This window comes from Streptomyces sp. NPDC051136 (genome assembly GCF_044455745.1).
Lineage (GTDB): Bacteria > Actinomycetota > Actinomycetes > Streptomycetales > Streptomycetaceae > Streptomyces.
On sequence record NZ_JBITFE010000009.1, the window covers coordinates 52828 to 77255 of the forward strand.

The 24428-nt window shown below is 74.3% G+C and carries 20 protein-coding genes, 1 pseudogene and 1 riboswitch; of the genes and pseudogenes, 12 read left to right on the forward strand and 9 right to left on the reverse strand.

Annotation, left to right across the window (positions count from 1 at the left end):
• Nucleotides 1–27: 27 nt before the first annotated feature.
• From alaS to tsaD, 3 genes and pseudogenes are all read right to left on the reverse strand, one after another.
• Nucleotides 28–2670, reverse strand: a complete 2643-nt coding sequence (alaS, locus tag ACIBCJ_RS25180; RefSeq protein WP_365980332.1) for an alanine--tRNA ligase — start codon at nt 2668–2670, stop codon at nt 28–30.
• A 16-nt stretch (nt 2671–2686) separates the two neighbouring features.
• Nucleotides 2687–3260: pseudogene (locus ACIBCJ_RS25185) on the reverse strand (GNAT family N-acetyltransferase).
• Entirely contained in the window at nt 3257–4348 is a 1092-nt protein-coding gene (gene tsaD / locus ACIBCJ_RS25190; protein ID WP_365980333.1) for a tRNA (adenosine(37)-N6)-threonylcarbamoyltransferase complex transferase subunit TsaD, read from the reverse strand. The pseudogene ACIBCJ_RS25185 and the gene tsaD overlap by 4 nt, the downstream one beginning before the upstream one ends.
• A 153-nt stretch (nt 4349–4501) precedes the next feature.
• Here tsaD and cbiE point away from each other — a divergent pair, with 153 nt between their 5' ends.
• The 3 genes from cbiE to ACIBCJ_RS25205 are packed head-to-tail and all read left to right on the forward strand — an operon-like array spanning nt 4502 to nt 6856.
• Nucleotides 4502–5767 (forward strand): precorrin-6y C5,15-methyltransferase (decarboxylating) subunit CbiE, encoded by a 1266-nt coding sequence (gene cbiE / locus ACIBCJ_RS25195; protein ID WP_365980334.1) that lies wholly within the window; start codon nt 4502–4504, stop codon nt 5765–5767.
• Entirely contained in the window at nt 5764–6513 is a 750-nt protein-coding gene (cobM, locus tag ACIBCJ_RS25200) for a precorrin-4 C(11)-methyltransferase (RefSeq protein WP_362103251.1), read from the forward strand. The genes cbiE and cobM overlap by 4 nt, the downstream gene beginning before the upstream one ends.
• A complete protein-coding gene (locus ACIBCJ_RS25205) occupies nt 6503–6856 on the forward strand; it encodes a glyoxalase superfamily protein (RefSeq protein ID WP_365980335.1) in 354 nt (117 codons plus the stop codon). The genes cobM and ACIBCJ_RS25205 overlap by 11 nt, the downstream gene beginning before the upstream one ends.
• Here the strand turns inward: ACIBCJ_RS25205 and ACIBCJ_RS25210 are convergent.
• Entirely contained in the window at nt 6846–7988 is a 1143-nt protein-coding gene (locus tag ACIBCJ_RS25210) for a cobalt-precorrin-5B (C(1))-methyltransferase (protein WP_365980336.1), read from the reverse strand. The two genes, ACIBCJ_RS25205 and ACIBCJ_RS25210, sit on opposite strands and share 11 nt — an antisense overlap.
• Nucleotides 7989–8027: 39 nt before the next feature.
• Between ACIBCJ_RS25210 and ACIBCJ_RS25215 the strand changes: the two genes are divergently transcribed.
• Nucleotides 8028–8816, forward strand: coding sequence for a cobalt-precorrin-6A reductase (locus ACIBCJ_RS25215; protein WP_365980337.1), 789 nt, complete (start codon nt 8028–8030; stop codon nt 8814–8816).
• Here the strand turns inward: ACIBCJ_RS25215 and ACIBCJ_RS25220 are convergent.
• The 3 genes from ACIBCJ_RS25220 to ACIBCJ_RS25230 are packed head-to-tail and all read right to left on the reverse strand — an operon-like array spanning nt 8801 to nt 12452.
• Nucleotides 8801–10297, reverse strand: coding sequence for a precorrin-2 C(20)-methyltransferase (locus ACIBCJ_RS25220; protein WP_362103248.1), 1497 nt, complete (start codon nt 10295–10297; stop codon nt 8801–8803). The two genes, ACIBCJ_RS25215 and ACIBCJ_RS25220, sit on opposite strands and share 16 nt — an antisense overlap.
• On the reverse strand, nt 10294–10977 hold the full coding sequence (locus tag ACIBCJ_RS25225; protein ID WP_365980338.1) for a precorrin-8X methylmutase: 684 nt from the start codon (nt 10975–10977) through the stop codon (nt 10294–10296). The genes ACIBCJ_RS25220 and ACIBCJ_RS25225 overlap by 4 nt, the downstream gene beginning before the upstream one ends.
• Complete coding sequence (locus tag ACIBCJ_RS25230) at nt 10974–12452, reverse strand: cobalamin biosynthesis protein CobG (RefSeq protein ID WP_365980499.1); 1479 nt, start codon at nt 12450–12452, stop codon at nt 10974–10976. The genes ACIBCJ_RS25225 and ACIBCJ_RS25230 overlap by 4 nt, the downstream gene beginning before the upstream one ends.
• 55 nt (nt 12453–12507) lie before the next feature.
• Nucleotides 12508–12655, forward strand: a riboswitch (cobalamin riboswitch).
• Between the two features lie 29 nt (nt 12656–12684).
• Here ACIBCJ_RS25230 and cobN point away from each other — a divergent pair.
• Together cobN and ACIBCJ_RS25240 are read left to right on the forward strand one after the other, a co-directional pair.
• Nucleotides 12685–16308, forward strand: coding sequence for a cobaltochelatase subunit CobN (gene cobN / locus ACIBCJ_RS25235; RefSeq protein ID WP_362103246.1), 3624 nt, complete (start codon nt 12685–12687; stop codon nt 16306–16308).
• Nucleotides 16309–16450: 142 nt separating this feature from the next.
• Complete coding sequence (locus ACIBCJ_RS25240) at nt 16451–17092, forward strand: superoxide dismutase (protein WP_362103297.1); 642 nt, start codon at nt 16451–16453, stop codon at nt 17090–17092.
• 164 nt (nt 17093–17256) lie between these two features.
• On the opposite strand, the gene ACIBCJ_RS25245 is transcribed toward ACIBCJ_RS25240, so the two are convergent.
• A complete protein-coding gene (locus tag ACIBCJ_RS25245) occupies nt 17257–17985 on the reverse strand; it encodes an SDR family oxidoreductase (protein ID WP_362103245.1) in 729 nt (242 codons plus the stop codon).
• A gap of 74 nt (nt 17986–18059) precedes the next feature.
• Between ACIBCJ_RS25245 and ACIBCJ_RS25250 the strand changes: the two genes are divergently transcribed.
• On the forward strand, nt 18060–18437 hold the full coding sequence (locus tag ACIBCJ_RS25250; RefSeq protein WP_365980340.1) for a MerR family transcriptional regulator: 378 nt from the start codon (nt 18060–18062) through the stop codon (nt 18435–18437).
• A 58-nt stretch (nt 18438–18495) separates the two neighbouring features.
• Here ACIBCJ_RS25250 and ACIBCJ_RS25255 read toward each other — a convergent pair whose 3' ends face one another.
• Nucleotides 18496–19122 carry a hypothetical protein gene (locus ACIBCJ_RS25255; protein WP_208298363.1) on the reverse strand — a complete coding sequence of 209 codons (627 nt, stop codon included), beginning with the start codon at nt 19120–19122 and terminating at the stop codon, nt 18496–18498.
• Nucleotides 19123–19451: 329 nt separating this feature from the next.
• Between ACIBCJ_RS25255 and hemL the strand changes: the two genes are divergently transcribed.
• From hemL to ACIBCJ_RS25280, 5 genes are all read left to right on the forward strand, one after another.
• Nucleotides 19452–20768, forward strand: coding sequence for a glutamate-1-semialdehyde 2,1-aminomutase (hemL, locus tag ACIBCJ_RS25260; RefSeq protein ID WP_362103243.1), 1317 nt, complete (start codon nt 19452–19454; stop codon nt 20766–20768).
• A complete protein-coding gene (locus ACIBCJ_RS25265) occupies nt 20765–21463 on the forward strand; it encodes a histidine phosphatase family protein (protein ID WP_362103242.1) in 699 nt (232 codons plus the stop codon). The genes hemL and ACIBCJ_RS25265 overlap by 4 nt, the downstream gene beginning before the upstream one ends.
• Before the next feature lie 137 nt (nt 21464–21600).
• Nucleotides 21601–22902, forward strand: a complete 1302-nt coding sequence (locus ACIBCJ_RS25270; RefSeq protein WP_365980341.1) for a hypothetical protein — start codon at nt 21601–21603, stop codon at nt 22900–22902.
• Between the two features lie 66 nt (nt 22903–22968).
• On the forward strand, nt 22969–23652 hold the full coding sequence (locus tag ACIBCJ_RS25275; protein ID WP_362507253.1) for a TlpA disulfide reductase family protein: 684 nt from the start codon (nt 22969–22971) through the stop codon (nt 23650–23652).
• Between the two features lies 1 nt (nt 23653).
• On the forward strand, nt 23654–24427 hold the full coding sequence (locus ACIBCJ_RS25280) for a cytochrome c biogenesis CcdA family protein (RefSeq protein WP_133887537.1): 774 nt from the start codon (nt 23654–23656) through the stop codon (nt 24425–24427).
• The last annotated feature ends 1 nt before the right edge of the window (nt 24428 follow it).

Sequence of the window (24428 nt, forward strand, 5' to 3'; positions counted from 1 at the left end):
CCCGGCGGCGGCGGGCGCGCGGACCGGTCAGGAACCGGTGACCAGGGCGAGGACCGAGGCGAGCGTCCGCGGGAGCCGGTCGGCGGGGAGGCCGCCGCCCTGCGCCACCTCGGGCGAGCCGCCGCCCTTGCCGTCGAGCAGGTGCTTCACCAGCGCGGAGGCGTCCCGGCCCGCGCCGCGGGCAGCGGTGTTGACCGTGGCGACCAGGGTCGCCCGCTCACCGGTGCGGGCGCCGATCACCACCACGCCCGGCCGGGCCGCGGGCAGCCGGTCCCGTACGGCGAGAGCGAGGGCCCGGGCGTCGCCGTCCGTGGTGGCGGTGACCACCAGGGTGCCGTCGGCGTCGGTGGCGTCCGCGGCGAGAGCGTCCGCGCGGGCCCGGTCGGCCTGCTCGCGGAGGCGCTGGTTCTCCCGGTCGGCGGACCTGAGCCGGTCGAGCAACCCGGCGATGCGGTCGGGGAGTTCGGCGCGCGGTTCCTGGAGCTGCTCGGCGATGCGGGTCACCAGGTCGCGCTCGCGGGCCAGGTAGCCGAAGCCCTCGGCGCCGACCGCGGCCTCAAGGCGGCGCAGGCCCGCGCCGACCGACGACTCGGAGGTGAGGGCGACGGTGCCGATCTGCGAGGCGTGCGCGACGTGGGTGCCGCCGCACAGCTCCCGCGACCAGGAGCCGCCGATCTCGACCACGCGGACCTTCTCCCCGTAGGTCTCGTCGAACAGGGCCAGCGCGCCCAGCTCCTTCGCCTCCGGCAGCGTCGTCCAGCGCACGCCGACCGGCAGATCGCGGCGCAGGGCCTGGTTGGCCGCCGCCTCGACCTCACCGCGCGCCGCGAGGGAGAGGGCACCGCGCCAGGGGAAGTCCAGGCGGAGGTAGCCGGGGCGGTTGTACGAGCCGGACTGCAGGGCGTTCGGGCCGAGGACCTGGCGCAGGGCGGCGTGCAGGACGTGGGTGCCGGAGTGCGCCTGGCGGGCGCCGAGCCGCCACTCGGGGTCGACGGCCGCGTGCACCCGGTCCCCGGTGGCCAGCTCGCCGGCCAGGACCCGGACCTGGTGGACGACCAGGCCGGGCAGCGGGCGCTGCACGTCCAGGACCTCCGCCTCCACCGACAGGCCGGAGAGCCGGCCGGCGTCGCTGTCCTGGCCGCCGGACTCGGCGTAGAACGGGGTGCGGTCCAGGACGACGGTGGCGATCCCGCCCTCACGGACGACCGCCGCCGGACCCGTGGAGTCCAGGACGGCCAGGACCCGCGAGTCGGTCGTCAGGGTGTCCCAGGCCCGCCAGTCGGTCGGGCCGTGCTCGTCCAGCACGGAGCGCAGGACCGTGAGGTCGGCGCCGCCGGCCTTGCGGGCGCGGGCGTCGGACCTGGCGCGCTCGCGCTGCTCGCGCATGAGGGCGGTGAAGCCCTCGCGGTCCACCTCGACGCCCTGCTCGGCGGCCATCTCCAGGGTGAGGTCGACGGGGAAGCCGTAGGTGTCGTGCAGGAGGAACGCCTGGGCGCCGGGCAGCGTACGTGCGCCTTCCGCCTTCACCCTCGCCACCGCCGTGTCCAGCACGGTCGTGCCCTGGCGGAGCGTGGCGCGGAAGGCGTCCTCCTCGCCGGCGGCCCGGTCGGCGATCCGGTCGTACGCCTCGGCGACCTCGGGGTAGCTGGGCGCCATGCAGTCCCGCGCGACCGACAGCAGGTCCACGAGCGCCGGGTCGGCGTGGCCCAGTTGACGCAGGGAGCGGACCGCGCGGCGCAGGATGCGGCGCAGGACGTAGCCGCGGCCCTCGTTGCCCGGGACGGTGCCGTCCGCGAGCAGCATCAGGGCGGTGCGGACGTGGTCGGCGACCACGCGCAGCCGTACGTCGGCCTCCGTGTCCGCGCCGTAGCGCACCCCGGCCAGGGCGGCGGCCCGGTCCAGGACCGGGCGGGTCTCGTCGATCTCGTAGAGGTTGTCGACGCCCTGGAGCAGGGTGGCCATGCGCTCCAGGCCCATGCCGGTGTCGATGTTGCGGCGGGGCAGTTCGCCGAGGATCGGGTAGCCGGACTTGCCGGGGCCCTCACCGCGCTCGTACTGCATGAACACCAGGTTCCAGAACTCCATGTAGCGGTCCTCGTCGACCGCCGGGCCGCCTTCCCGGCCGAGCGCAGGGCCGCGGTCGTAGTACAGCTCGGAGCACGGCCCGCAGGGCCCGGGCACGCCCATGGACCAGAAGTTGTCCTCGTCGCCGCGGGCCACGATCCGCTCGTCGGGCAGGCCGGCGACGCGCCGCCACAGGCCGCGGGACTCGTCGTCGCTGTGGTGGACGGTGACCCAGACCCGATCCGGGGCGAGACCGTATCCGCCGTCCTCCACCGAGGCGGTCGACAGCTCCCAGGCGAAGGCGATGGCCTCCTCCTTGAAGTAGTCGCCCAGGGAGAAGTTCCCGTTCATCTGGAAGAAGGAGCCGTGCCGGGTGGTGCGGCCCACCTCCTCGATGTCCAGGGTGCGCACGCACTTCTGCACGCTGGTCGCCCGCGGCCAGGGCGCCGGCACCTCGCCGGTCAGGTACGGCTTGAAGGGGACCATGCCGGCGTTGACGAACAGCAGGGTCGGATCGGGGGTGGGCAGCGGGGCGCTGGGGACGACGGTGTGACCGCGCTCGGCGAAGAAGTCGAGGAAGCGGCGGCGGATCTCGGCGGTACGCAAGGCGGGGCTCCGGGGCTTACAGGGGGAGAGGGGCGAGGGACCTGGCGGGGTGGCGTGGGCCGAGGAAGACGACGACGCCCTTGCCTGTCGGGGAGGGGTGCGTGACCTGTGTCCAGCCCCGGCGGCGGTAGAAGGCCAGGGCGCGCGCGTTCCGGACGGACGTCAGCAGCCACGCCCGCCCGTCGGGCGCGTCCGCGGTCACCGCTTCGAGGAGGTCACCGGCGAGTCCGGTGCCCCGGGCGGCACCGCGGACGGCGAGTTCGTCGACCTCCAGGGCGCTGCACAGCCAGTCCGCGGTGTGCGCGGCACCGAGTCCTGCGGCGGCCTGCGGGTAGCAGCGGTCGGTGGGGAAGGGCGTGGGAGTGACCCATGCGGTGGCGAAGCCGATCACGTCCCCGTCGCGCGCGGCGGTCGCGGCGGTGAAGCCGGGGCGACCCGCGTTCGCCGGCAGCCGGCCGGCGAACTGAGCCGCCCGCTCCTCGTCCTCGTTCCACGGCGGGGCGCAGAAGGCGTCGGCGTACACCGAGCGCAGCGCGTCGGTGTACGCCGAGCAGAGCGGCGCCGGTGTGGACGCGGATCCCGGTGGTCATCGCGCGGCCACCGCCTGCTCGGCGGCGCCCGCCTGCTCGGCGGCGCCCGCCCGCTCGGCGGCGACCGGGTGCAGGGCGGCGTACTCCAGCGGCGCCGACGGGTCGACGGACACGTCCAGTGGGGCGGGCGGGGCATCGGCGCGGACGAGGAGGTCGCCGACGGCGGCGATCATCGCGCCGTTGTCGGTGCACAGCCGCAGCGGCGGCACCCGCAGCTCGATGCCCGCCGCCCGGCAGCGCTCCTCGGCCAGCGACCGCACCCGCGAGTTGGCGGCGACACCGCCCACCACGACCAGGGTGCCCACCCCGTGCTCCGTGCACGCGGCCACCGCCTTGCGGGTCAGGACGTCGGCGACGGCCTCCTGGAGCGAGGCGGCCCCGTCGGCCACCGGCAACTCCCGGCCCGTGTGCCCCTCGGCCCAGCGGGCGGCGGCCGTCTTCAGCCCCGAGAACGAGAAGTCGTACGAGCCGGGCAGCGGGCGCGGGAAGGGGACAGCGCGAGGATCCCCCGCTCGCGCTGTCCGGTCGATGGCCGGACCGCCGGGATACGGCAGCCCGAAGACCCGCGCGACCTTGTCGAAGCACTCCCCGGCCGCGTCGTCCAGCGTGTCCCCGAGGTGGGTGATCCGGTCCCGGACGAGATCGCGGACCAGGAGCAGGGAGGTGTGGCCGCCGGAGACGATCAGCACCATGCACGGGTCGGGCAGCGGGCCGTGCTCCAGTGTGTCGGCGGCGACGTGCCCGGCCAGGTGGTGCACCCCGTACAGCGGGACACCGAGCGAGTAGGCGATGCCCTTCGCGCCCGCCAGACCCACCTGCAACGCCCCCGAGAGGCCGGGGCCGGTGGTCACGGCGACCGCGCCGACGTCGGACAGCCGCAGCCCGGCATCCTCCAGTGCCCGCCGGACGACCGGACGCAGCGCGTGCAGGTGGGCGCGGGAGGCGATCTCGGGGACCACTCCGCCGTAGCGGGCGTGCTCGTCCATGCTCGACGCCAGCGCGTGCCCGAGCAGACGTCCGTCCCGGACCAGGCCCGCGCCCGTCTCGTCGCAGGACGACTCGATGCCCAGCACCACCGCAGACCCCATCGACCGACCTTCCTGCAATTCATGAGTTGTTGCGAACAGTGTGCAATAAGTTCGCCGCCGATGTGCACCCGACCGGTTCCTCGCAGGTGGCCGCCCCGTAGAGTGCCTGACCGACGCCCTCTCCGACGCCGAGGAACCCCGAGGTACCGAGCCGTGACCGCCGACCGCTCCGCACCGACCGCCGCCGTGACCGTCGTGGGCATCGGCGCCGACGGCTGGGACGGCCTGCCGGACACCGCGCGCCGGGCACTGCTCGACGCGGAGGCCGTCGTCGGCGGCCCGCGCCAGCTCGCGCTGCTGCCGCCGGAGTGCGCCGCCGAGCGCGTGCCCTGGCCCTCCCCGCTGCGTCCGGCGCTCCCCGGCCTGCTGGCCGCGCACGCGGACCGCCGCCTTGCCGTCCTGGCCAGCGGCGACCCCATGTTCCACGGCATCGGACGCGCCCTGACCGAGGTGCTCGGCCCCGGCGCGGTGCACGTGCTGCCGCACCCCTCGTCCGTCTCCCACGCCTGCGCCCGGCTCGGCTGGCCCGTCGAGGACGTCCGGGTCGTCACCCTCGTCGGCCGCCCCGCCGCCCGTCTCGCCGCGGCCCTGCACCACGGCCGGCGGCTGCTCGTGCTCAGCGCGGACGCCGGCACGCCCGCCGAGGTCGCCGCCCTGCTGCGCGACCGGGGCTTCGGACCCAGCCGGATGCGGGTGCTGGAGCAGCTCGGCGGTCCGCGGGAACGGACGACCGGGGCCGTCACCGCCGACGCGTGGCCGCCGCACGCCCCGGGCGACCCGCTCAACGTCGTCGCCGTCGAGTGCCGCCGCGCTCCCGGTGCGCTGCGCCTCGGCGCCGTCCCCGGACTGCCCGACGAGGCGTACGAGCACGACGGGCAGCTCACCAAGCGGCACGTCCGCGCCGCCACCCTCGGCGCGCTCGCCCCGGCCCCCGGCGAGCTGCTGTGGGACATCGGCGGCGGCTCCGGCTCGATCGCCGTCGAGTGGATGCGCGCCCACCCCTCCTGCCGGGCCGTCACCGTCGAACGCGACCCGGTCCGCGCCGAGCGCATCGTCCGCAACGCCGACCGGCTCGGCGTACCCGGCCTGCGGGTCGTCACCGGTGCCGCGCCCGGCGCGCTCGCGGGCCTCGACCGGCCGGACGCCGTGTTCGTCGGCGGCGGGCTCACCGCGCCCGGACTGCTCGGGGCGTGCTGGGAGGCGCTGCCCGCCGGCGGGCGGCTGGTCGCCAACACCGTGACGCTGGAGTCCGAGGCGCTGCTGGCCGAGGCCCGCACCCGGCACGGGGGCGAACTGGTGCGCCTCGCCGTGGCGCACGCCGTCCCCGTGGGCGGCTTCACCGGGTGGCGGCAGGCGATGCCGGTGACCCAGTGGGCCGTCACCAAGCCCCTCCACCCCTCCCCAGGAGCAGACTCATGACCGTGTACTTCATCGGCGCCGGCCCCGGAGCCGCCGACCTGATCACGGTGCGGGGCGCCCGGACGCTCGCCGCCTGCCGGGTGTGCCTGTACGCCGGCAGCCTGGTCCCGCGCGAGCTGCTGGCCGAATGCCCGCCCGGCGCCCGGCTGGTGGACACGGCGCAGCTCACCCTGGACGAGATCACCGCCGAACTGGTCCGGGCGCACGAGCAGGGCCTCGACGTGGCCCGGCTGCACTCCGGCGACCCGTCCGTCTTCAGCGCGGTCGCCGAGCAGATGCGGCGCCTGGACGCGGCCCGGGTGCCGTACGAGGTCGTCCCGGGCGTGCCGGCGTTCGCGGCGGCGGCGGCCTCGCTGAAGCGGGAGCTGACGGTCCCGACGGTCGGGCAGACCGTCATCCTCACCAGGGTCGCCCAGCAGGCCACCGCCATGCCCGAGGGCGAGGACCTCGCCACCCTGGGCCGCAGCGGCGCGCTGATCGTGCTTCACCTCGCCGCCAGGTACGTGGACCGGGTGGTCGGCGAACTGCTGCCGCACTACGGGGCGGACTGCCCCGCGGCCGTCGTCGCGAACGCCTCGCGCCCCGACGAGCTGATCATCCGCGGGACCCTCGACGAGATCGCCGGGAAGGTGACCGGGGCGGGGATCGTGCGCACCGCGGTGATCATGGTGGGGCGGACCCTGGGGGCGGAACAGTTCCGCGACAGCCACCTGTACTCAGCCGAGCGGGAGCGCCATGTCTGCTGAGCCCTCCGGGCCCGGCGAGGAGGCCGTCCCGGTGCTGCGGGTGCGGGACGCCGCCGCGGCCGTGCGCTGGTACGCGCGGCTGGGCTTCGCCCGGCAGTGGGAGCACCGCTTCGAACCGGGCCTCCCGGTGTTCACGGAGGTCGCCCGCGGCCGGGCCCGGCTGTACCTGTCGGAGCACGAGGGGGACGCTCGCCCGGACACCCTGGTGTACCTGAGGGTCGCCGACCTGGACGCGGTCGCCGCCGAGTTCGGTGTCCGGCCCGAGGAGCTGCCGTGGGGACGGGAGCTGGCCCTGCGCGACCCGGACGGCAACCGCCTGCGGGTCGGTCCGGTCACCGGCTAGCCGGGCCGGGCGCCCCGGCGACGGCACTGCGGCCCACCACCGTGCCCGCCCGGTCGATGCAGATCACGTCGACCGCGACGGGCGCCCCGCGCAGCACGGACAGCGCCTCGTCACGGGCGGCGACCGCCACCAGGTCGCCCAGCGGCACCCCGGCCGCCCGGCACAGCTGGAGCGCGGCCAGGCCGGTGTTGGCCTCCGCCACCTCCCGGGCCAGGGCCTCGCCCGCACCGCCGCGCCGGGCCAGCCCGGCCAGGAACCCCTTGTCGACCTGGGAGCGGGCGGAGTGCAGGTCGAGGTGGCCCGCGGCCAGCTTGGACAGCTTGGCGAAGCCGCCGCAGACGGTGAGCCGGTCCACCGGGTGCCGGCGGACGTACTTCAGCACGGCGCCCGCGAAGTCGCCCATGTCCAGCAGGGCGTCCTCGGGCAGCCCGTACTCGGCGACGACCGTCTTCTCCGAGGTGGACCCGGTGCACCCGGCGACGTGCGTACGGCCGGCGGCCCGCGCCACGTCCACCCCGCGCCGGATCGAGTCGATCCACGCCGAGCAGGAGTAGGGGACGACGATGCCGGTGGTGCCGAGGACGGAGAGACCGCCGAGGATGCCGAGACGGGGGTTCCAGGTGGACCGGGCGATCTCCTCGCCGTCGTCGACGGAGAGGGTGATCTCGACGTCGCCGCTGCCGCCGTGCCGCTCGGCGACGAGGGCGACGTGGTCCCGCATCATCCGGCGCGGGACCGGGTTGACGGCCGGTTCGCCGACGGGCAGGGGCAGACCGGGGCGTGTGACGGTGCCGACGCCGGGCCCGGCCCGGAAGACGACGCCGGAGCCCGCGGGAAGCCGTCGCACCGTCGCCCGGACCAGCGCGCCGTGGGTGACGTCCGGATCGTCACCGGCGTCCTTCACGACCCCCGCCGTCGCGTGGACGTCGGTCAGCTCCTCGGTCGCCAGCGCGAACGCCGGTGTCTGCCCCCTGGGCAGGGTGATGGTGACGGGGTCGGGGAAGTCGCCGGTCAGCAGCGCGGTGTACGCGGCCGTCGCCGCCGCCGTCGCGCAGGCACCGGTGGTCCAGCCGTGGCGCAGCCCGGTGTGCTTCAGTTGGGCGCTGCGGCCGCCCTCGGCTTCGCCGCTCATGCCTCACGTCCAGGAAGGGACACGGATGAAGGACCACGCGTGCACGTGCTGATCCTCGGCGGCACCACCGAGGCCCGCCGCCTCGCCGAACGGCTGGAGTCCGAGGCGCTGCCCGGACTGCGCGTGACGAACTCCCTGGCGGGACGGGTCGCCGCGCCCCGCACACCGCCCGGCGAGGTGCGCGTCGGCGGCTTCGGGGGAGCGGAGGGTCTCGCCGCCTGGCTGCGGGAGCACACGGTCGACCTGCTCATCGACGCCACGCATCCCTTCGCCGCAACCATCAGCTTCAACGCGGCGCGGGCCGCCGCCACCGCCCATGTTCCCCTGCTCGCGCTGCGCCGCCCCGGCTGGGAGCCGGCCGACGGCGACGTCTGGCACGAGACGGGCTCCCTGGCCGAGGCCGCCGCGCTGCTGCCGGCCCTCGGCCGGCGGGTCTTCCTGACCACCGGCCGGACGGACCTGTCCGCCTTCGCGGACCTGGCCGGCCTCTGGTTCCTGGTCCGGTCCGTCGACGCGCCCGAGCCGCCGTACCCGCCCCGCATGGAGGTCCTGCTGGACCGCGGCCCGTTCACCCTCGACGGGGAGCGCGAGCTGCTGCGCCGGCACCGGATCGACGTGCTGGTCACCAAGGACAGCGGGGGAGCGGCCACCGCGCCGAAGCTGGCGGCCGCCCGGGAGGCCGGCGTGCCCGTGGTCGTGGTGCGCAGGCCCCCGGCGCCCGACGGGGTGCCGGTGGTGACCGGTCCCGAGCAGGCGGTGCGCCGGGTGCGGGAGGCCCACGCGGGCCGGATCTCCGCCGGGCGGCGCGGGCCTCACGTCTCCGGGTAGCGGCGGGGCGTCCAGACGATCTCCTCGCCGTCCCCACGCCGTACGGTCCGCGTCTGGGAGGAGCCGACCAGCAGGATCGTGCGCATGTCGACCTCGGCCGGGTCCAGGTCCGCCAGCCGCACGATCCGCACGTGCTCGTCGGCGCCGCCCACGTCCCGGGCGACCACGACCGGCGTGTCCGGGGCCCGGTGCTCCAGGAGCAGTTCGCGTGCCTTGCCCACCTGCCAGGTCCGGCTGTGCGACCCGGGGTTGTACAGCGCCAGCACCAGGTCGGCCGAGGCCGCGGCGCGCAGCCGCTCCGCGATGACCTCCCAGGGCTTGAGGCGGTCGGACAGGGAGATCGTGGCGTAGTCGTGGCCGAGCGGGGCGCCGGCCCGCGCGGCCGCCGCGTTGGCCGCGGTCACCCCCGGCAGGACCCGCACCGGCACGTCCGCGTACGCGTCCGCCGACGCGGCCTCCAGCACCGCCGTGGCCATGGCGAAGACACCCGGGTCGCCTCCGGAGACGACGGCCACGCGCCGTCCCCGCCGGGCGAGTTGCAGGGCGAACTCGGCGCGCTCGGCCTCGACCCGGTTGTCGGACCCGTGCCGGCGCTGGCCGGAGCGTACGGGCACCCGGTCCAGGTAGGTGGTGTAGCCGACCAGGTCGTCCGCCCCGGCGAGCGCGCCACGGGTCTCGGGCGTCAGCCACAGCGGGCCGGCCGGTCCCGTCCCCACCACGACGACCTCACCCACGGCACCCGGCACCGGCTCCGCCGCCACGGCGTCGGCCCGGCTGGGCAGCACCGCCACCGAGAAGTACGGCACCGACCCGGCGTCCACGTCGGCCAGTTCCGCGAGACGCTCCCCCGCCATGGTGGCCCGCTCCACGTACCGGGCTCCGTCGAGCCGGCCGGAAGCCTCCAGCGCACGCCGCACCTTGGGGAAGGTGCGCCCCATCTTCATCACCACCGCCGCGTCCGTCGAGGCGAGCCGCGCGGTCAGCTCCTCCTCGGGCAGGGTGCCGGGCAGGACGGTCAGCACCTCCTCGCCCTCGGCCAGCGGCGTGCCCAGGCGGGCCGCGGCGGCGGAGACGGAGGTGACGCCCGGGACGACCTCGGTGTCGTAGCGGCCGGCGAGCCGCTTGTGCATGTGCATGTACGAGCCGTAGAAGAGCGGGTCGCCCTCCGCCAGGACCGCCACCGTCCGGCCCGCGTCCAGGTGGGCGGCGAGCCGGGCGGACGCCTCGGCGTAGAAGTCGTCCATGGCGCCCTGGTAGCCGCCGGGGTGGTCGGTGGTCTCGGTGGTGACCGGGTAGACCAGCGGCTCCTCGACGTGGTCGGCGCGGATGTGCCGGGCCGCGATGGACCGCGCGATCGACCGGCCGTGGCGGGCGCTGTGGTACGCGATCACGTCGGCCCCGGCGATGACCTCGACGGCCCGCACGGTCATCAGGGAGGGGTCGCCGGGCCCGAGCCCGACCCCGTACAGCTTGCCGCTCATTCTTCCTCGCTAGCGATCGCGTTGAGCGCGGCGGCCGCGATGGCGCTGCCCCCGCGGCGGCCCCGGACGACCAGGTGTTCCAGGCCCGACGGGTGGGCGGCCAGGGCGTCCTTGGACTCGGCGGCGCCGACGAAGCCGACCGGCACGCCGATGACGGCGGCCGGACGGGGCGCCCCCTCCTCGATCATCTCCAGCAGCCGGAAGAGCGCGGTGGGCGCGTTGCCGACGGCGACCACGGCCCCCTCCAGCCGGTCGCGCCACAGCTCCAGGGCGGCGGCGCTGCGCGTGGTGCCGAGCCTGGCCGCCAGCTCGGGGACGGCCGGGTCGGACAGGGTGCACAGGACGTCGTTGTCCGCGGGCAGCCGCTTGCGCGTGACGCCGCTCGCCACCATCCGCACGTCGCACAGGATGGGCGCGCCGGAGCGCAGGGCCTCGCGGGCGCGGGCCACCACGCCGGAGGAGTACGCGAGATCGCGCACGAGGTCCACCATGCCGCAGGCGTGGATCATCCGGACCGCGACCTGGCTGACGTCCGCGGGCAACGCCGCGAGGTCCGCCTCCGCGCGGATGGTCGCGAAGGACGCGCGGTAGATGGCCGCGCCGTCCTTCTCGTAGTCGTAGGGGGTCACGGTGCTGGTCTCGCTGCTCTCGGTCGTCGTGGTACGGCTCGTACGGCTCATGAGGTGATCGCCGCCAGGGCGGTGGCGAGGTCGGACAGGTCGTGGACCGCGGCGGTGCGGGTCTGCCGCCCGGCGCCGTCGGTCCGCGTGACGCGGTAACCGCCGTCCGGTACGGCGGTCACGTCGACGCGGTCGCCCCGGGGGTGGCCGCACCGCCGCTCGCAGCCGGACCAGTACAGCGGGAGGCGGGCACCGCCCACGGCGCCGAGGGCGCGGGTCGCGTCGGCGCGGACGTCCGCGTGGGACTTGCCGCACCCCGGCCGCCCGATGCACGCGCCGACGCCCGGCCAGGGCGAGGCGGGGTCGGTGACGAGGCCCGCGGCGGCCAGGCGGGAGAGGGCGGCGCTCCGCTCGGACGCGGTCATGTCCGCGGTGGGGACGACGACGCCGCGCCAGGGGGTGAGGCGCAGTTCACCGGGGGCGACCGCGGTCAACTCCCGCCACTGCGGGGCGGTCAGGCGCCCGAGCGGGACATGGACGGACAGAGCGGAGCCGACGATCCCGGGAGGGGGCCCGCCGGTGGCCGCCGGGCTGCCCGGGGGGCGGGTGCCGACGGTGTCTGGCGCGGGGATCGGCTCCCGGGCCCTGTCGGGTCCCGGCGCACGGCTCGGGGCCCGGGTGCCGTCCGTTCCGGCCGGGCCGCTCGGGTCGTGGGTGGTGCCGGTGGCCGCCGTATTGTCCGGCGGCCGGGTGTCGTCGGTCCCCGTCGCGTCGCCCGGGCCCGGGGTGCAGTCGATGCCCGACGCCGCGAGGCGGTGTCGTAGGGCGGAGGTCAACTCGGTGTGCCCCGGCCCCAGGTCGTCGATGCGCCAGACCCGCTCGGCGGACCCCTCGGCGCACTCCAGGAACACCTCGGCCGCCAGCAGCGCCGCCCGCGGAGCGTCGCCCCCGGCGACCCGCAGCGTCTGCGGCGCGGAGCCCAGGCGGATCAGCGCACCGCCGTCGGCCGTGGCGCGCACGGTCACGTCGGCGCCGAGCGGGGCCATGTCACCGCGCCCGTCGTCGAGCGCGAACAGGAATCGCCCCGACAGTCCGCGCGCCGCCCCGCTCGCGCACAGCGCCGCGTCCAGCGCCGACAGCCAGGGCCGCACCTCGCGCACCCCGTTCCCGTCCAGCCCGGACAGCGGCGACGCCACGATGTTGCGCACCCTCTCGTGCCCACGGGACGGCAGGAGCCCGGCCTCCTCCAGCAGACCGGCCAACTCGCCGCCGCACGCGTCGCCGAGTCCGCGCAACTGCACGTTGCCGCGGGAGGTCAGGTGCAGCTCCCCGTCGCCCAGTTGCCGGGCCGCCTCCGCGAGGGCGTGCGCCTGCCGGGCGGTCAGGACACCGCCGGGCACGCGGACCCGGGCCAGGGCGCCGTCGTCGGCGGCGTGCAGCCGCAGCGACCCCGGGCAGGCGTCGCCGCGGTGCCGCGGAACCGGCGCGGCCGACGGGGACGAAAGCGGGGGAGGAGTGGGCACGGCGGCGAGCATACCGACCATCACACCGGCTGTATGCCCTGCCCTCTTGCGCCGCCCCTTACTATGCTGACCAGGTGGATCGTCCGGTCCGCCGCCGCCACGACGGCGACAGGGGAGGAAGCCCGGTGCGAACCCGGCGCGGTCCCGCCACTGTGAATCCGGCCACTAAGAGGCCGGACGAGCCAGGAACTCCCGCCGTCTTTCACCGCCCGGGGCGCGGACCCCGAGGAAGGCCAGACGACGCATGCCGCATTCGTCCGGGGAGCGCGCCGCGCAGCCCCGCATCCTGCTCCTGTCGACGTCCGACACCGACCTGCTCAGCGCCCGCGCGGCCGCCGGTCCGGTGCCCTACCGCTTCGCCAACCCCTCCCGCCTGCCGATCGAGGACCTGCCCGGCCTCCTCGACGGCGTGGGCCTGGTCGTCGTCCGCCTCCTCGGCGGAGTGCGCGCCTGGGAGGAGGGCCTGGACCTGCTGCTCGCCGACGGCCGCCCGGTCGTCGTCCTCACCGGTGAACAGGCGCCCGACGCCCAGCTGATGGCAGCCTCCACCGTGCCCGTCGGCATCGCCGCCGAGGCGCACGCGTACCTCGCCCACGGCGGACCGGCCAACCTGGAGCAGCTCGCCCGCTTCCTGTCCGACACCGTCCTGCTCACCGGCCACGGTTTCGACGCCCCCGCGCCCGCGCCCACCTGGGGTCCGCTGGAGCGCGAACCGGCCCGCGGCGAGGGCCCGGCCGTGGCCGTGCTCTACTACCGCGCCCACCACATGAGCGGCAACACCGCCTTCGTGCACGCCCTGTGCGACGCCGTGGAGGCCGCCGGCGGCCGCCCCCTGCCCCTCTACGTCGCCTCCCTGCGCGCCCCCGAGCCCGAGCTGATCGCCGAGCTGCGCGCCGCGGACGCGATCGTCACCACCGTCCTCGCGGCGGGCGGCACCAAGCCCGCCGAAGCCTCCGCGGGCGGCGACGACGAGTCCTGGGACGCGGGCGCGCTCACCGCGCTGGACGTGCCCATCCTCCAGGCCCTGTGCCTGACCGGGTCGCGCACCGCCTGGGAGGAGAACGACGAGGGGGTGTCGCCCCTGGACGCGGCCAGCCAGATCGCCGTGCCGGAGTTCGACGGCCGCCTGATCACCGTCCCGTTCTCCTTCAAGGAGATCGACGCCGACGGCCTCCCGGCGTACGTCGCCGACCCCGAACGCGCCGCCCGCGTCGCCGGCATCGCCGTACGCCACGCCCGTCTGCGGCACATCCCGGCCGCCGGCAAGCGCCTGGCCCTCGTGCTCTCCGCCTACCCGACCAAGCACTCCCGCATCGGCAACGCGGTCGGCCTCGACACCCCCGCCAGCGCCGTCGCCCTGCTGCGCAGGCTGCGCGAGGAGGGGTACGACTTCGGCACCGGCGAGGTCCCCGGCCTGGTCTCCGGCGACGGCGACGAGCTGATCCGCGCGCTGATCGAGGCGGGCGGCCACGACCAGGACTGGCTGACCGAGGAGCAGCTCGCCCGCAACCCGGTGCGCGTCCCGGCCGCCGACTACCGGCGCTGGTACGCGACCCTCCCCGAGGAGCTGCGCACCTCCGTCGAGCAGCACTGGGGCCCGCCGCCGGGCGAGATGTTCGTCGACCGCAGCCGCAACCCCGAGGGCGACATCGTGCTGGCCGCCCTGCGCCACGGCAACCTGCTGATCCTCATCCAGCCCCCGCGCGGCTTCGGCGAGAACCCCATCGCCATCTACCACGACCCGGACCTGCCGCCCTCCCACCACTACCTCGCCGCCTACCGCTGGATCGCCGCGAGCACCGAGGACGGCGGCTTCGGCGCGGACGCCATGATCCACCTGGGCAAGCACGGCAACCTGGAGTGGCTGCCCGGCAAGAACGCCGGCCTGTCCGCCGCCTGCGGCCCCGACGCCGCCCTCGGCGACCTCCCGCTGATCTACCCGTTCCTCGTCAACGACCCCGGCGAGGGCACCCAGGCCAAGCGCCGCGTCCACGCCACGCTCATCGACCACCTCGTCCCGCCGATGGCCCGCGCCGACTCCTACGGCGACATCGCCCGCCTGGAACAACTCCTCGACGAGTACGCCCAGATCGCGGCCATGGACCCGGCCAAGCTCCCGGCGATCCGCGCCCAGATCTGGACCCTCATCCAGGCCGCGAAGCTCGACCACGACCTCGGCCTCGACGACCGGCCCGACGACGAGGGCTTCGACGACATGATCCTCCATGTCGACGGCTGGCTCTGCGAGGTCAAGGACGCCCAGATCCGCGACGGCCTGCACGTCCTCGGCACCCCGCCCGCCGGCGCCGACCGCGTCAACCTCGTGCTCGCCATCCTGCGCGCCCGCCAGATATGGGGCGGCGCCACCGCCCTGCCCGGTCTGCGCGAGGCCCTGGGCCTGGACGAGTCCGCCGCCACCCGCACCACGGCCGACGCCGCCGAGGAACGGGCCCGCGCGCTCGTCCAGGCGATGGAGGACGCGGACTGGGACCCGGCCGCCGTACCCACCGGGCACGGCGAACAGGTCGCCGCGATCCTGGAGTTCGCGGCCCGCGAGGTCGTCCCGCGGCTCGCCGCCACCACCGCCGAGATCGACCACGCCGTGCACGCCCTGAACGGCGGCTTCGTCCCCGCCGGGCCCTCCGGGTCGCCGCTGCGCGGCCTGGTCAACGTCCTGCCGACCGGCCGCAACTTCTACTCGGTCGACCCCAAGGCCGTCCCCTCCCGGCTGGCCTGGGAGACCGGGCAGGCCCTCGCCGACAGCCTCCTGGAGCGGTACCGCACCGACCACGGCGACTGGCCGACCTCCGTCGGCCTCTCCCTGTGGGGCACCAGCGCCATGCGCACCGCGGGCGACGACGTCGCCGAGGCCCTCGCCCTGCTCGGCGTCCGCCCGGTCTGGGACGACGCCTCCCGCCGCGTCACCGGCCTCGAACCCGTCCCGTACGAGGAGCTGGGCCGCCCCCGCATCGACGTCACCCTGCGCATCTCGGGTTTCTTCCGGGACGCCTTCCCGCACACCGTCGGCCTGCTCGACGACGCCGTACGGCTCGCCGCGTCCCTGGAGGAGCCCGCCGAGGTCAACCGCGTCCGCGCCCACGTCCAGGCCGACCTCGCCGAGCACGGTGACGAACGCCGGGCCACCACCCGCATCTTCGGCTCCCGTCCCGGCACCTACGGCGCCGGACTGCTCCAGCTCATCGACTCCCGCGACTGGCGCACCGACGCCGACCTCGCCGAGGTCTACACCGTCTGGGGCGGCTACGCCTACGGCCGCGACCTCGACGGCCGCCCGGCCCGCGACGAGATGGAGACGGCGTACCGGCGCATCGCGGTGGCCGCGAAGAACACCGACACCCGCGAACACGACATCGCCGACTCGGACGACTACTTCCAGTACCACGGCGGCATGGTGGCCGCCGTCCGCGCCCTGCGCGGCACCGCCCCCGAGGCGTACATCGGCGACTCCACCCGGCCCGAGACCGTCCGCACGCGCACGCTGGTCGAGGAGACCTCCCGCGTCTTCCGTGCCCGCGTGGTCAACCCCAAGTGGATCGAGGCGATGCGCCGCCACGGCTACAAGGGCGCCTTCGAACTCGCCGCGACCGTCGACTACCTCTTCGGCTACGACGCCACCACGGGTGTCATGGCCGACTGGATGTACGACAAGCTCACCGAGACCTACGTCCTGGACCCGGCCAACCGCGAGTTCCTCCAGCAGGCCAACCCCTGGGCCCTGCACGGCATCGCCGAGCGGCTGCTGGAGGCGGAGTCGCGTGGCATGTGGGAGAAGCCCGACCCGGAGGTCCTGGCCGCGCTGCGCCAGGCGTACCTGGAGACCGAGGGCGACCTGGAGGGCGAGGACTGAGCACGGCCGGCCCGCGACGGACCCGTGCCGCCCGCCCGCCGGGCGACACGGGTCCTAGGACCAATGCCTGATCTTCCGCTCCGGCATCTGCTGTTAGCGTGCACTTGCACATTATTGGCAATAACGTCGGAGGATGTTGGACATGGCGGTGTACACGCTCCCTGAGCTTCCCTACGACTACGCGGAGCTCGAACCGGTCATCAACCCGCAGATCATCGAGCTGCACCACGACAAGCACCACGCCGCGTACGTGAAGGGCGCCAACGACACGCTGGAGCAGCTCGCCGAGGCGCGGGACAAGGAGCAGTGGGGCTCCATCAACGGCCTGGAGAAGAACCTGGCCTTCCACCTCTCCGGTCACATCCTGCACTCGATCTACTGGCACAACATGACCGGCGACGGCGGCGGCGAGCCCCTGGCGGCCGACGGCGTGGGCGACCTGGCCGACGCGATCACCGAGTCCTTCGGCTCCTTCGCCGGCTTCAAGACGCAGCTGACCAAGGCCGCCGCGACCACCCAGGGTTCGGGCTGGGGCGTGCTGGCCTACGAGCCCCTGAGCGGCCGCCTGATCGTCGAGCAGGTCTACGACCACCAGGGCAACGTCGGCCAGGGCTCCACCCCGATCCTGGTCTTCGACGCCTGGGAGCACGCGTTCTACCTGCAGTACAAGAACCAGAAGGTCGACTTCATCGACGCCATGTGGGCCGTCGTCAACTGGCAGGACGTCGCCAAGCGCTACGAGGCCGCCAAGTCCCGCACCAACGCCCTGCTGCTGGCCCCCTGAACCACCTGAGACGTCCTGCCTCGTGATCGTCTTCTCACCCTTCACCGGGCAGGCGGCACCACGGAAGGCCCCCGGGGGACTCGCGCCCCCGGGGGCCTTCCGCCGTTCGTCCGCCCCCGGGAGCGGAACCGGGCGGCGGGCCCCCCGCACGGGGACAGTGGCACTCAGGCCGCCATCAGCGCCGCGAGGGCGCGGTCCATCGCGGCGCCGAACTCCTCCGGCGCCAGCGGCAGACGGGACTTGACGTCCCGGCTCCACCGGTCGGCGAGGACCTCGGCGGAGCCCGCCTCGACGCCATCGAGCGCCGCGTCGGCGAGGTCGCGCGGAGCGATCTTGGCCACGGGCCAGCCCGCGGCCATGTCGGTGTCGGCCAGGCCGAGGTGCACCGCCGTCACGAGCGTGCCCTGCTCGGCCAGTTCCAGGCGCACGCCGTTGGTCATGGCCCAGGCGGCGGCCTTGGTCAGGTGGTAGGCGCCGGCGCCCTTGCCCGCGAACCAGGACATGGCGGAGAGGACGTTGACGATCGCGCCCCCGCCGTTCCCGGCCAGCGCCGGCGCGAACTCCCGGATCATCGCCAGGTGGCCGAACATGTTGGTCTCCACCTCGCGCCGTACCGCGTCCAGCGAGCCGGTCACCAGGTCGGTCCCCGTGCTGATGCCCGCGTTGTTGACGAGCAGCGTGACGTCCGTGGCGGCCTCGGCGGCGGCTCTCACGGATGCGGGATCGGTGATGTCGAGGGGCAGCACCTCGACGCCGGGCAGGTCCACGGTCTCGGGCCGGCGGGCCGTCGCGTAGACCTTGCGGGCGCCCCGCTCGAGCAGGCGCTGGGCGAACGCGCGGCCCAGGCCGCGGTTGGCCCCGGTGACGAGGGCGACGGAGTTGTCGATGTCCATGGCCGGTACGCTAAAACCTGACGTTGACGTCAGAGGCAAGTGCTGATCGCCAGGGCCGGGGTGAGAGGAGTCACGTGACTGTCGCAGGGGCCGCGGCCGAGCGGATGATCCGCATCGGCGAGGTGGCACGAGGAGCCGGCGTCTCCGTGCGCGCCGTGCGCTACTACGAGCAGCAGGGGCTGCTCGTCGCGGAGCGCAGCCCGTCCGGCCAGCGCCTGTACCGGCAGAACGCCATCGCCATGGTCCGCTTCTTCCAGCAGATGTTCGCCGCCGGCCTCACCAGCCGAAGGATCAGCGAACTCATGCCGTGCTGGGACTCCGGGCACACCGACGCCGGGCAACGAGCCATGCTGCGAGCCGAACGCGAGCGCATCCGGGCCAGGATCGACGACCTCCAGACCACCCTGGACCACCTCGACGAGGTCATCGCGATCACGGACACGCACCCCTAGACACCGCCGGCCGACGCGACGGCACCCGAAAGCCCCGCCCGCGCCATGGGACTCCGGCTCAGGGCCACACCAGGCAGTACGGCTGATGCCCCGCCTCGTGCAGCCGGTGGCTGAAGTCCTGCCACTCGTGCAGCAGCTGGTACACGTTGAACGCGTCGCGCGGGCCGCCCCGGTCCGGGACCGTGGACCAGATGAAGGCCGCCGCGCCGACCGCCTCCTCGCCGATGCCGCGCAGGGGGTCGACGACGGTCATCGGGAGCTTCACGACCGCGTAGTCGGGGTGCAGGACGACCAGCTCCAGCGGGGGCACCTTGTGCAGGGGGACGCCCTCGATGCCGGTGAGGACCATGGCGGCCATCGTCTCCGGCTTGATCTTGGTGAACATGCCGTTCATCCCGAGCTCGTCGCCGCCCAGTTCCTCGGGGCGCATCGAGATCGGGACGCGGGCCGCGGTCGCGCCGTCGGGCGCGCCGAAGTACTTGTAGGTCACCCCCACCCGACCACCATTCCTGCTCCCCGCCCCCAGCCGGTCGGCCCGCCGGTCGAGCCGCTCGGACTCACCCGGGGTGCCGTGTGCCTGACGTGCTTCGGACGCTTCCTCCGCCTCGCGCCGGTGCCTTCCCCGCCGGGCACGTCGAGGACCCAGGTCGTCGGTCCCCTCGCCCAGTCCGCCACCGCGATGCATATCTCCACCCGACTGCTTTTCTAGGACGCGTGGCCCCCGCCGCGCAACCCGATCATCGTGTCAGTGACCTCCCCCACGGCCGCCCGCCGAAACGTGCGGTGAAACATATGTCCGCCATATGCCCGCCGGACGGTCGGCAGCCCCGTCCGCGCCTCCTCGGTGAGCTGCGTGGATGGGCTCCAGTCTGGCAGACGGCACGGCGTTCGGGGCGGTTGTCTACCCTTGTCGAGGTCACCCTGGGCAACCGGAGGCCGAGTGCGGGCCGAGCAGGACCCGGGCAGCGTCCGATACGTCGGAGAAGGTCGAGAAGGTCGGAGAAGTCGCAGGTCATGAGCGAACTGGCATATCCATACGAAGCACCGGCCTCGCAGGCTCTGTTCGACCGCGCGGCGGCCGTCACGCCCGGCGGGGTGAACTCGCCGGTGCGCGCCTTCCGCGCGGTCGGCGGGACACCCCGGTTCATGGTGTCCGGCACCGGGCCCTACCTGACCGACGCCGACGGACGGGAGTACGTCGACCTGGTCTGCTCCTGGGGGCCGATGATCCTCGGGCACGCGCACCCCGAGGTGATCGCCGCCGTGCAGGAGGCGGTGGCGCGCGGGACGTCGTTCGGCACGCCCGCCGAGGGCGAGGTCGCGCTCGCCGAGGCGATGGTCGAGCGGGTCGCGCCGCTGGAGGAGGTCCGGCTCGTGTCGAGCGGGACCGAGGCCACCATGTCCGCGATCCGGCTGGCCCGCGGGTTCACCCGGCGCACCAAGGTCATCAAGTTCGCCGGGTGTTACCACGGTCACGTCGACTCGCTGCTCGCCGCCGCGGGCTCCGGCGTCGCCACCTTCGCGCTGCCCGACACCCCCGGCGTCACCGGCGCCCAGGCGAGCGACACGATCGTGCTGCCGTACAACGACCTGGAGGCCGTGCACGCCGCCTTCGCCGCCCACCCCGGTGAGATCGCCTGCGTGATCACGGAGGCCTCGCCCGGCAACATGGGCGTCGTGCCGCCGCTGCCCGGGTTCAACCAGGGGCTGAAGGACGCCTGCGCCGCGAACGGCGCGCTGTTCGTCTCCGACGAGGTCATGACCGGGTTCCGGACCAGCCGCGCCGGGTGGTTCGGGGTGGAGGGCGTCGTGCCCGACCTCATGACCTTCGGGAAGGTGATGGGCGGCGGGTTCCCCGCCGCCGCGTTCGGCGGGCGCGCCGACGTCATGGCGCACCTCGCTCCGGCCGGGCCCGTCTACCAGGCCGGCACCCTCTCCGGGAACCCGGTCGCCACCGCCGCCGGCCTCGCCCAGCTGCGGCTCCTCGACGACGCCGCGTACGACACCGTCAACGCCGTGTCCGCGCGGATCCAGGGGCTCGTCACCGAGGCCCTCGCCAAGGAGGGCGTCGCGCACACGGTGCAGACCGCCTCCAACATGTTCTCGGTGTTCTTCACCGACCGGCCGGTCCGCGACTACGAGGACGCCAAGGCGCAGGAGTCCTTCCGCTACACCGCGTTCTTCCACTCGCTCCTCTCGAACGGCGTCTACCTGCCGCCGTCCTCGTTCGAGTCCTGGTTCGTGTCCACGGCCCACGACGAGCGGGCCGTCCAGCGCATCGCCGACGCCCTCCCGGCGGCGGCCCGAGCTGCCGCGGAGGCGACGGCATGAGCAACGGCACCCACGAGCGCGACGACGAGCTGACCGTCGTCCACGTGATGCGGCACGGCGAGGTCGAGAACCCCACCGGTGTCCTGTACGGGCGGCTGCCCGGCTACCACCTGTCCGAGCTGGGCCGGCGGATGGCCGAGCGGGTCGCCGAGCACCTCGCGCCCCGCGACGTGACGTACGTCGTCGCCTCCCCGCTGGAGCGGGCGCAGGAGACCGCGACGCCGATCGCCAAGACGCACGGGCTCGACCTCGACACCGACGGGCGCCTCATCGAGGCGGAGAACGTCTTCCAGGGCAAGACCTTCGGCATCGGTGACGGCGCGCTGCGCCGGCCCGCCAACTGGAAGCACGTGGTCAACCCCTTCAAGCCGTCCTGGGGGGAGCCGTACGTCGACCAGGTGGTGCGGATGAAGGGCGCGCTGGACGCCGCCCGCGACCGGGCGCGCGGGCACGAGGCCGTGATCGTCAGCCACCAGCTGCCGATCTGGATCCTGCGGTCGTACGTCGAGCGCCGGCGGCTGTGGCACGACCCGCGCAAGCGCCAGTGCACGCTGGCGTCCCTGACGACCTTCACGTACCGGGGCGACCGGATCGTCTCCGTCGGGTACACCGAGCCCGCCCGCGACCTCGTACCGGCCCACCTCCGCGCGGGGGCCAGGCCGGTGAAGGGGCAGGGCAAGGCGTACGGGGCCTGAGGGCCGCAAGCGCGTCGTGGTGAGCGGGTCGTTCCTGTGGACCCGCTGTTACCCGATCCGCACATATTTCCGGAACCCGCTCGTTCGTCGCGTCCTCTCACCGAGTGACCACCAAGGACGCGACGAACGAGGTTGCGATGCGCACTACCAACCGCACTCTCACCCGCAGGGGGATACTCGGGCTCGGCGCGGGGGCCGCCGCGGCCGCCGGGCTCGCCGGCTGCGGCACCGGTTCCCACCCCGCGTCGGGCGGCTCGCACCAGGCCGGGGACGGCGGGAAACCCTCGCCCTCCGGCAGCAGCAAGGCCCCGGCGAAACCCATCGGCGACGGCTCCACGTCGTACACCGGCAAGCAGCCGCACCAGCCGGACGCCCCCGTGCCGCTGGAGCCCGGCCAGACGCCGCCGCAGTTCGTCGTCTTCTCCTGGGACGGGGCGGGAGAGGTCGGCAACGGGCTCTTCCCGCGCTTCCTGGACCTCGCCCAGGAGCACGGCGCCCACATGACCTTCTTCCTGTCCGGCCTGTACCTGCTGCCCGAGTCGAAGAAGCGCCTCTACGACCCGCCGAACAACCCGCGCGGCGCCTCCGACATCGGCTACCTCACCGACGAGCACATCAAGGCGACGCTCGCCAACGTCCGCCGCGCCTGGCTCGACGGGCACGAGATCGGCACGCACTTCAACGGCCACTTCTGCGGGGGCGGCGGCAGCGTAGGCAACTGGACGGCGGCGCAGTGGCGCAGCGAGATCGACCAGGCCAAGTCCTTCGTCAAGGAGTGGAAGACCAACAGCGGCTGGACCGACCTGCCCGCCCTGCCCTTCGACTACGACAAGGAACTCGTCGGCGGCCGCACGCCCTGCCTGCTCGGCCAGGACAGCCTGCTGCCCACCGCCCGCGAGCTGGGCTGGCGCTACGACGCCTCCTCGCCCGGCGGCCGCCAGGTGTGGCCGGTGAAGAAGGACGGGATCTGGGACCTGCCGCTACAGCAGATACCTTTCCCCGGCCACTCCTTCGAGGTCCTCTCGATGGACTACAACATCCTCGCCAACCAGTCGGTGAACTCGACCAACGCGCCCGCGCACAACTACCCGCGCTGGCGTGAACAGGCCACGAAGGCGTACATATCCGGCTTCAAGCGGGCTTACGAGACGAACCGGGCGCCTTTCTTCGTCGGCAACCACTTCGAGGAGTGGAACGGCGGCATCTACATGGACGCCGTCGAGAACGCCCTGAAGCACATCGCGCGGGAGAAGGAGAAGGGCGGGGACATCCGGCTGGTCTCCTTCCGGCAGTTCACCGACTGGCTGGACGTGCAGAAGCCGGAGGTGCTGGCCAAGCTGCGGACCGTCGAGGTGGGGCAGCGGCCGGCCGGCGGCTGGAAGACCTTCCTCGGGGACGGCGCCTCCGCATCCGGGACACCCACCGGGAACGCCGCCTGAAATGCGGGTTTCCGCCCGGGAGGGGGGTGCGCAAGATCCTCGGAACGGACATGCGAAACTTTTCACATGAGTGCCGCCAGCCGCGCCCCCCTGCGCTCGAACCGCACCGCCGACCGCGTGTCCGACCGCGGCCGGGCCCGCGTCCGTAGCCGGGCCGCCCTCGCCGTCGGCGCAGCCGCCGCGGCGCTGCTCGTGTCCGCGTGCAGCTCCGGCGGCACCTCGGGCGGTGGCGGCCAGACGGGCTTCGTCACCGGTTCCGACGGCATCGCCACCGCGAAGCAGGGTGAGCGCGCCGACGCCCCCGAGCTGTCCGGCAAGACCGTCGACGGGGGCCGGGTCGACGTCGCCGACTACCGGGGCAAGGTCGTCGTCCTCAACGTCTGGGGCTCGTGGTGCCCGCCCTGCCGCGCCGAGGCCAAGAACTTCGAGAAGGTCTACCAGGACGTCAAGGACCAGGGCGTCCAGTTCGTCGGCATCAACACCCGCGACACCTCCACCGGCCCGGCCCGCGCCTTCGAGAAGGACTACGGCGTCACCTACCCGAGCCTGTACGACCCGACCGGCAAGCTGATGCTGCGCTTCGAGAAGGGCACCCTCAACCCCCAGGCCGTGCCCTCCACGCTCGTCATCGACAAGGACGGCAAGGTCGCCGCGCGCACGCTCCAGGCGCTCAGCGAGGAGAAGCTGCGCAAGATGCTCGCCCCGTACCTCCCCGACGGATCCGCCGACTCCGCCGCGTCGGAGAAGTGACGTGTCCGCAGCGATCACCCTCGCCGAGACGGCGGGCTACAACGGCACCGTGCTCAACGGCGCGCTCCTGGTGGCCCTCCCCATCGCCCTGCTCGGCGGCCTCGTCTCCTTCTTCTCCCCCTGCGTCCTGCCCCTGGTCCCCGGCTACCTCTCCTACGTGACCGGGGTCACCGGCACCGACCTCGGTGAGGCCCGGCGCGGACGCATGGTGGCCGGCGCTTCCCTCTTCGTCCTCGGCTTCACCGCCGTCTTCGTCTCCAGCGGCGCGCTGTTCGGCTACTTCGGCCAGACGCTCCAGGAGAACCGGAGCGTGCTGACCGACATCCTGGGTGCGTTCATGATCCTCATGGGTGTCTTCTTCATGGGCCTGATGCCCTGGCTGACCCAGCGCGAGTTCCGCTTCCACCGCAAGCCGGTGAACGGCCTGGTCGGCGCCCCGATACTCGGCGCCCTGTTCGGCATCGGCTGGACGCCCTGCATCGGCCCGACCCTCGCCTCCGTGCTGGCGCTCTCCGCCGACCAGGGCACCGCGGGCCGCGGCGCGATACTGACCGTCGCCTACTGCCTCGGTCTCGGTGTCCCCTTCGTCCTGGCCGCCGTCGCCTTCCGCAAGGCGCTCGGCGCCTTCGGCTGGGTCAAGCGGCACTATGTCTGGGTGATGCGGGTCGGCGGCGTCATGATGATCGCCACCGGCCTGCTGCTGCTGACCGGCGCGTGGGACGGCATCGTGCAGGACATGCAGACCTGGTCCAACGGCTTCACTGTGGGGATCTGAC

Bases quoted from the DNA above. Each gene is read 5' to 3' on its own strand.
- cobN (WP_362103246.1), top strand. From the start codon at position 12,685: ATGCCGCATTCGTCCGGGGAGCGCGCCGCGCAGCCCCGCATCCTGCTC.
- ACIBCJ_RS25255 (WP_208298363.1), bottom strand. From the start codon at position 19,122: ATGCATCGCGGTGGCGGACTGGGCGAGGGGACCGACGACCTGGGTCCT.
- tsaD (WP_365980333.1), bottom strand. From the start codon at position 4,348: ATGGGGTCTGCGGTGGTGCTGGGCATCGAGTCGTCCTGCGACGAGACG.
- hemL (WP_362103243.1), top strand. From the start codon at position 19,452: ATGAGCGAACTGGCATATCCATACGAAGCACCGGCCTCGCAGGCTCTG.
- ACIBCJ_RS25205 (WP_365980335.1), top strand. From the start codon at position 6,503: ATGTCTGCTGAGCCCTCCGGGCCCGGCGAGGAGGCCGTCCCGGTGCTG.
- ACIBCJ_RS25210 (WP_365980336.1), bottom strand. From the start codon at position 7,988: ATGAGCGGCGAAGCCGAGGGCGGCCGCAGCGCCCAACTGAAGCACACC.
- ACIBCJ_RS25265 (WP_362103242.1), top strand. From the start codon at position 20,765: ATGAGCAACGGCACCCACGAGCGCGACGACGAGCTGACCGTCGTCCAC.
- cobM (WP_362103251.1), top strand. From the start codon at position 5,764: ATGACCGTGTACTTCATCGGCGCCGGCCCCGGAGCCGCCGACCTGATC.
- ACIBCJ_RS25240 (WP_362103297.1), top strand. From the start codon at position 16,451: ATGGCGGTGTACACGCTCCCTGAGCTTCCCTACGACTACGCGGAGCTC.
- ACIBCJ_RS25225 (WP_365980338.1), bottom strand. From the start codon at position 10,977: ATGAGCCGTACGAGCCGTACCACGACGACCGAGAGCAGCGAGACCAGC.
- ACIBCJ_RS25230 (WP_365980499.1), bottom strand. From the start codon at position 12,452: ATGCTCGCCGCCGTGCCCACTCCTCCCCCGCTTTCGTCCCCGTCGGCC.
- ACIBCJ_RS25275 (WP_362507253.1), top strand. From the start codon at position 22,969: ATGAGTGCCGCCAGCCGCGCCCCCCTGCGCTCGAACCGCACCGCCGAC.
- ACIBCJ_RS25270 (WP_365980341.1), top strand. From the start codon at position 21,601: ATGCGCACTACCAACCGCACTCTCACCCGCAGGGGGATACTCGGGCTC.
- ACIBCJ_RS25245 (WP_362103245.1), bottom strand. From the start codon at position 17,985: ATGGACATCGACAACTCCGTCGCCCTCGTCACCGGGGCCAACCGCGGC.
- ACIBCJ_RS25220 (WP_362103248.1), bottom strand. From the start codon at position 10,297: ATGAGCGGCAAGCTGTACGGGGTCGGGCTCGGGCCCGGCGACCCCTCC.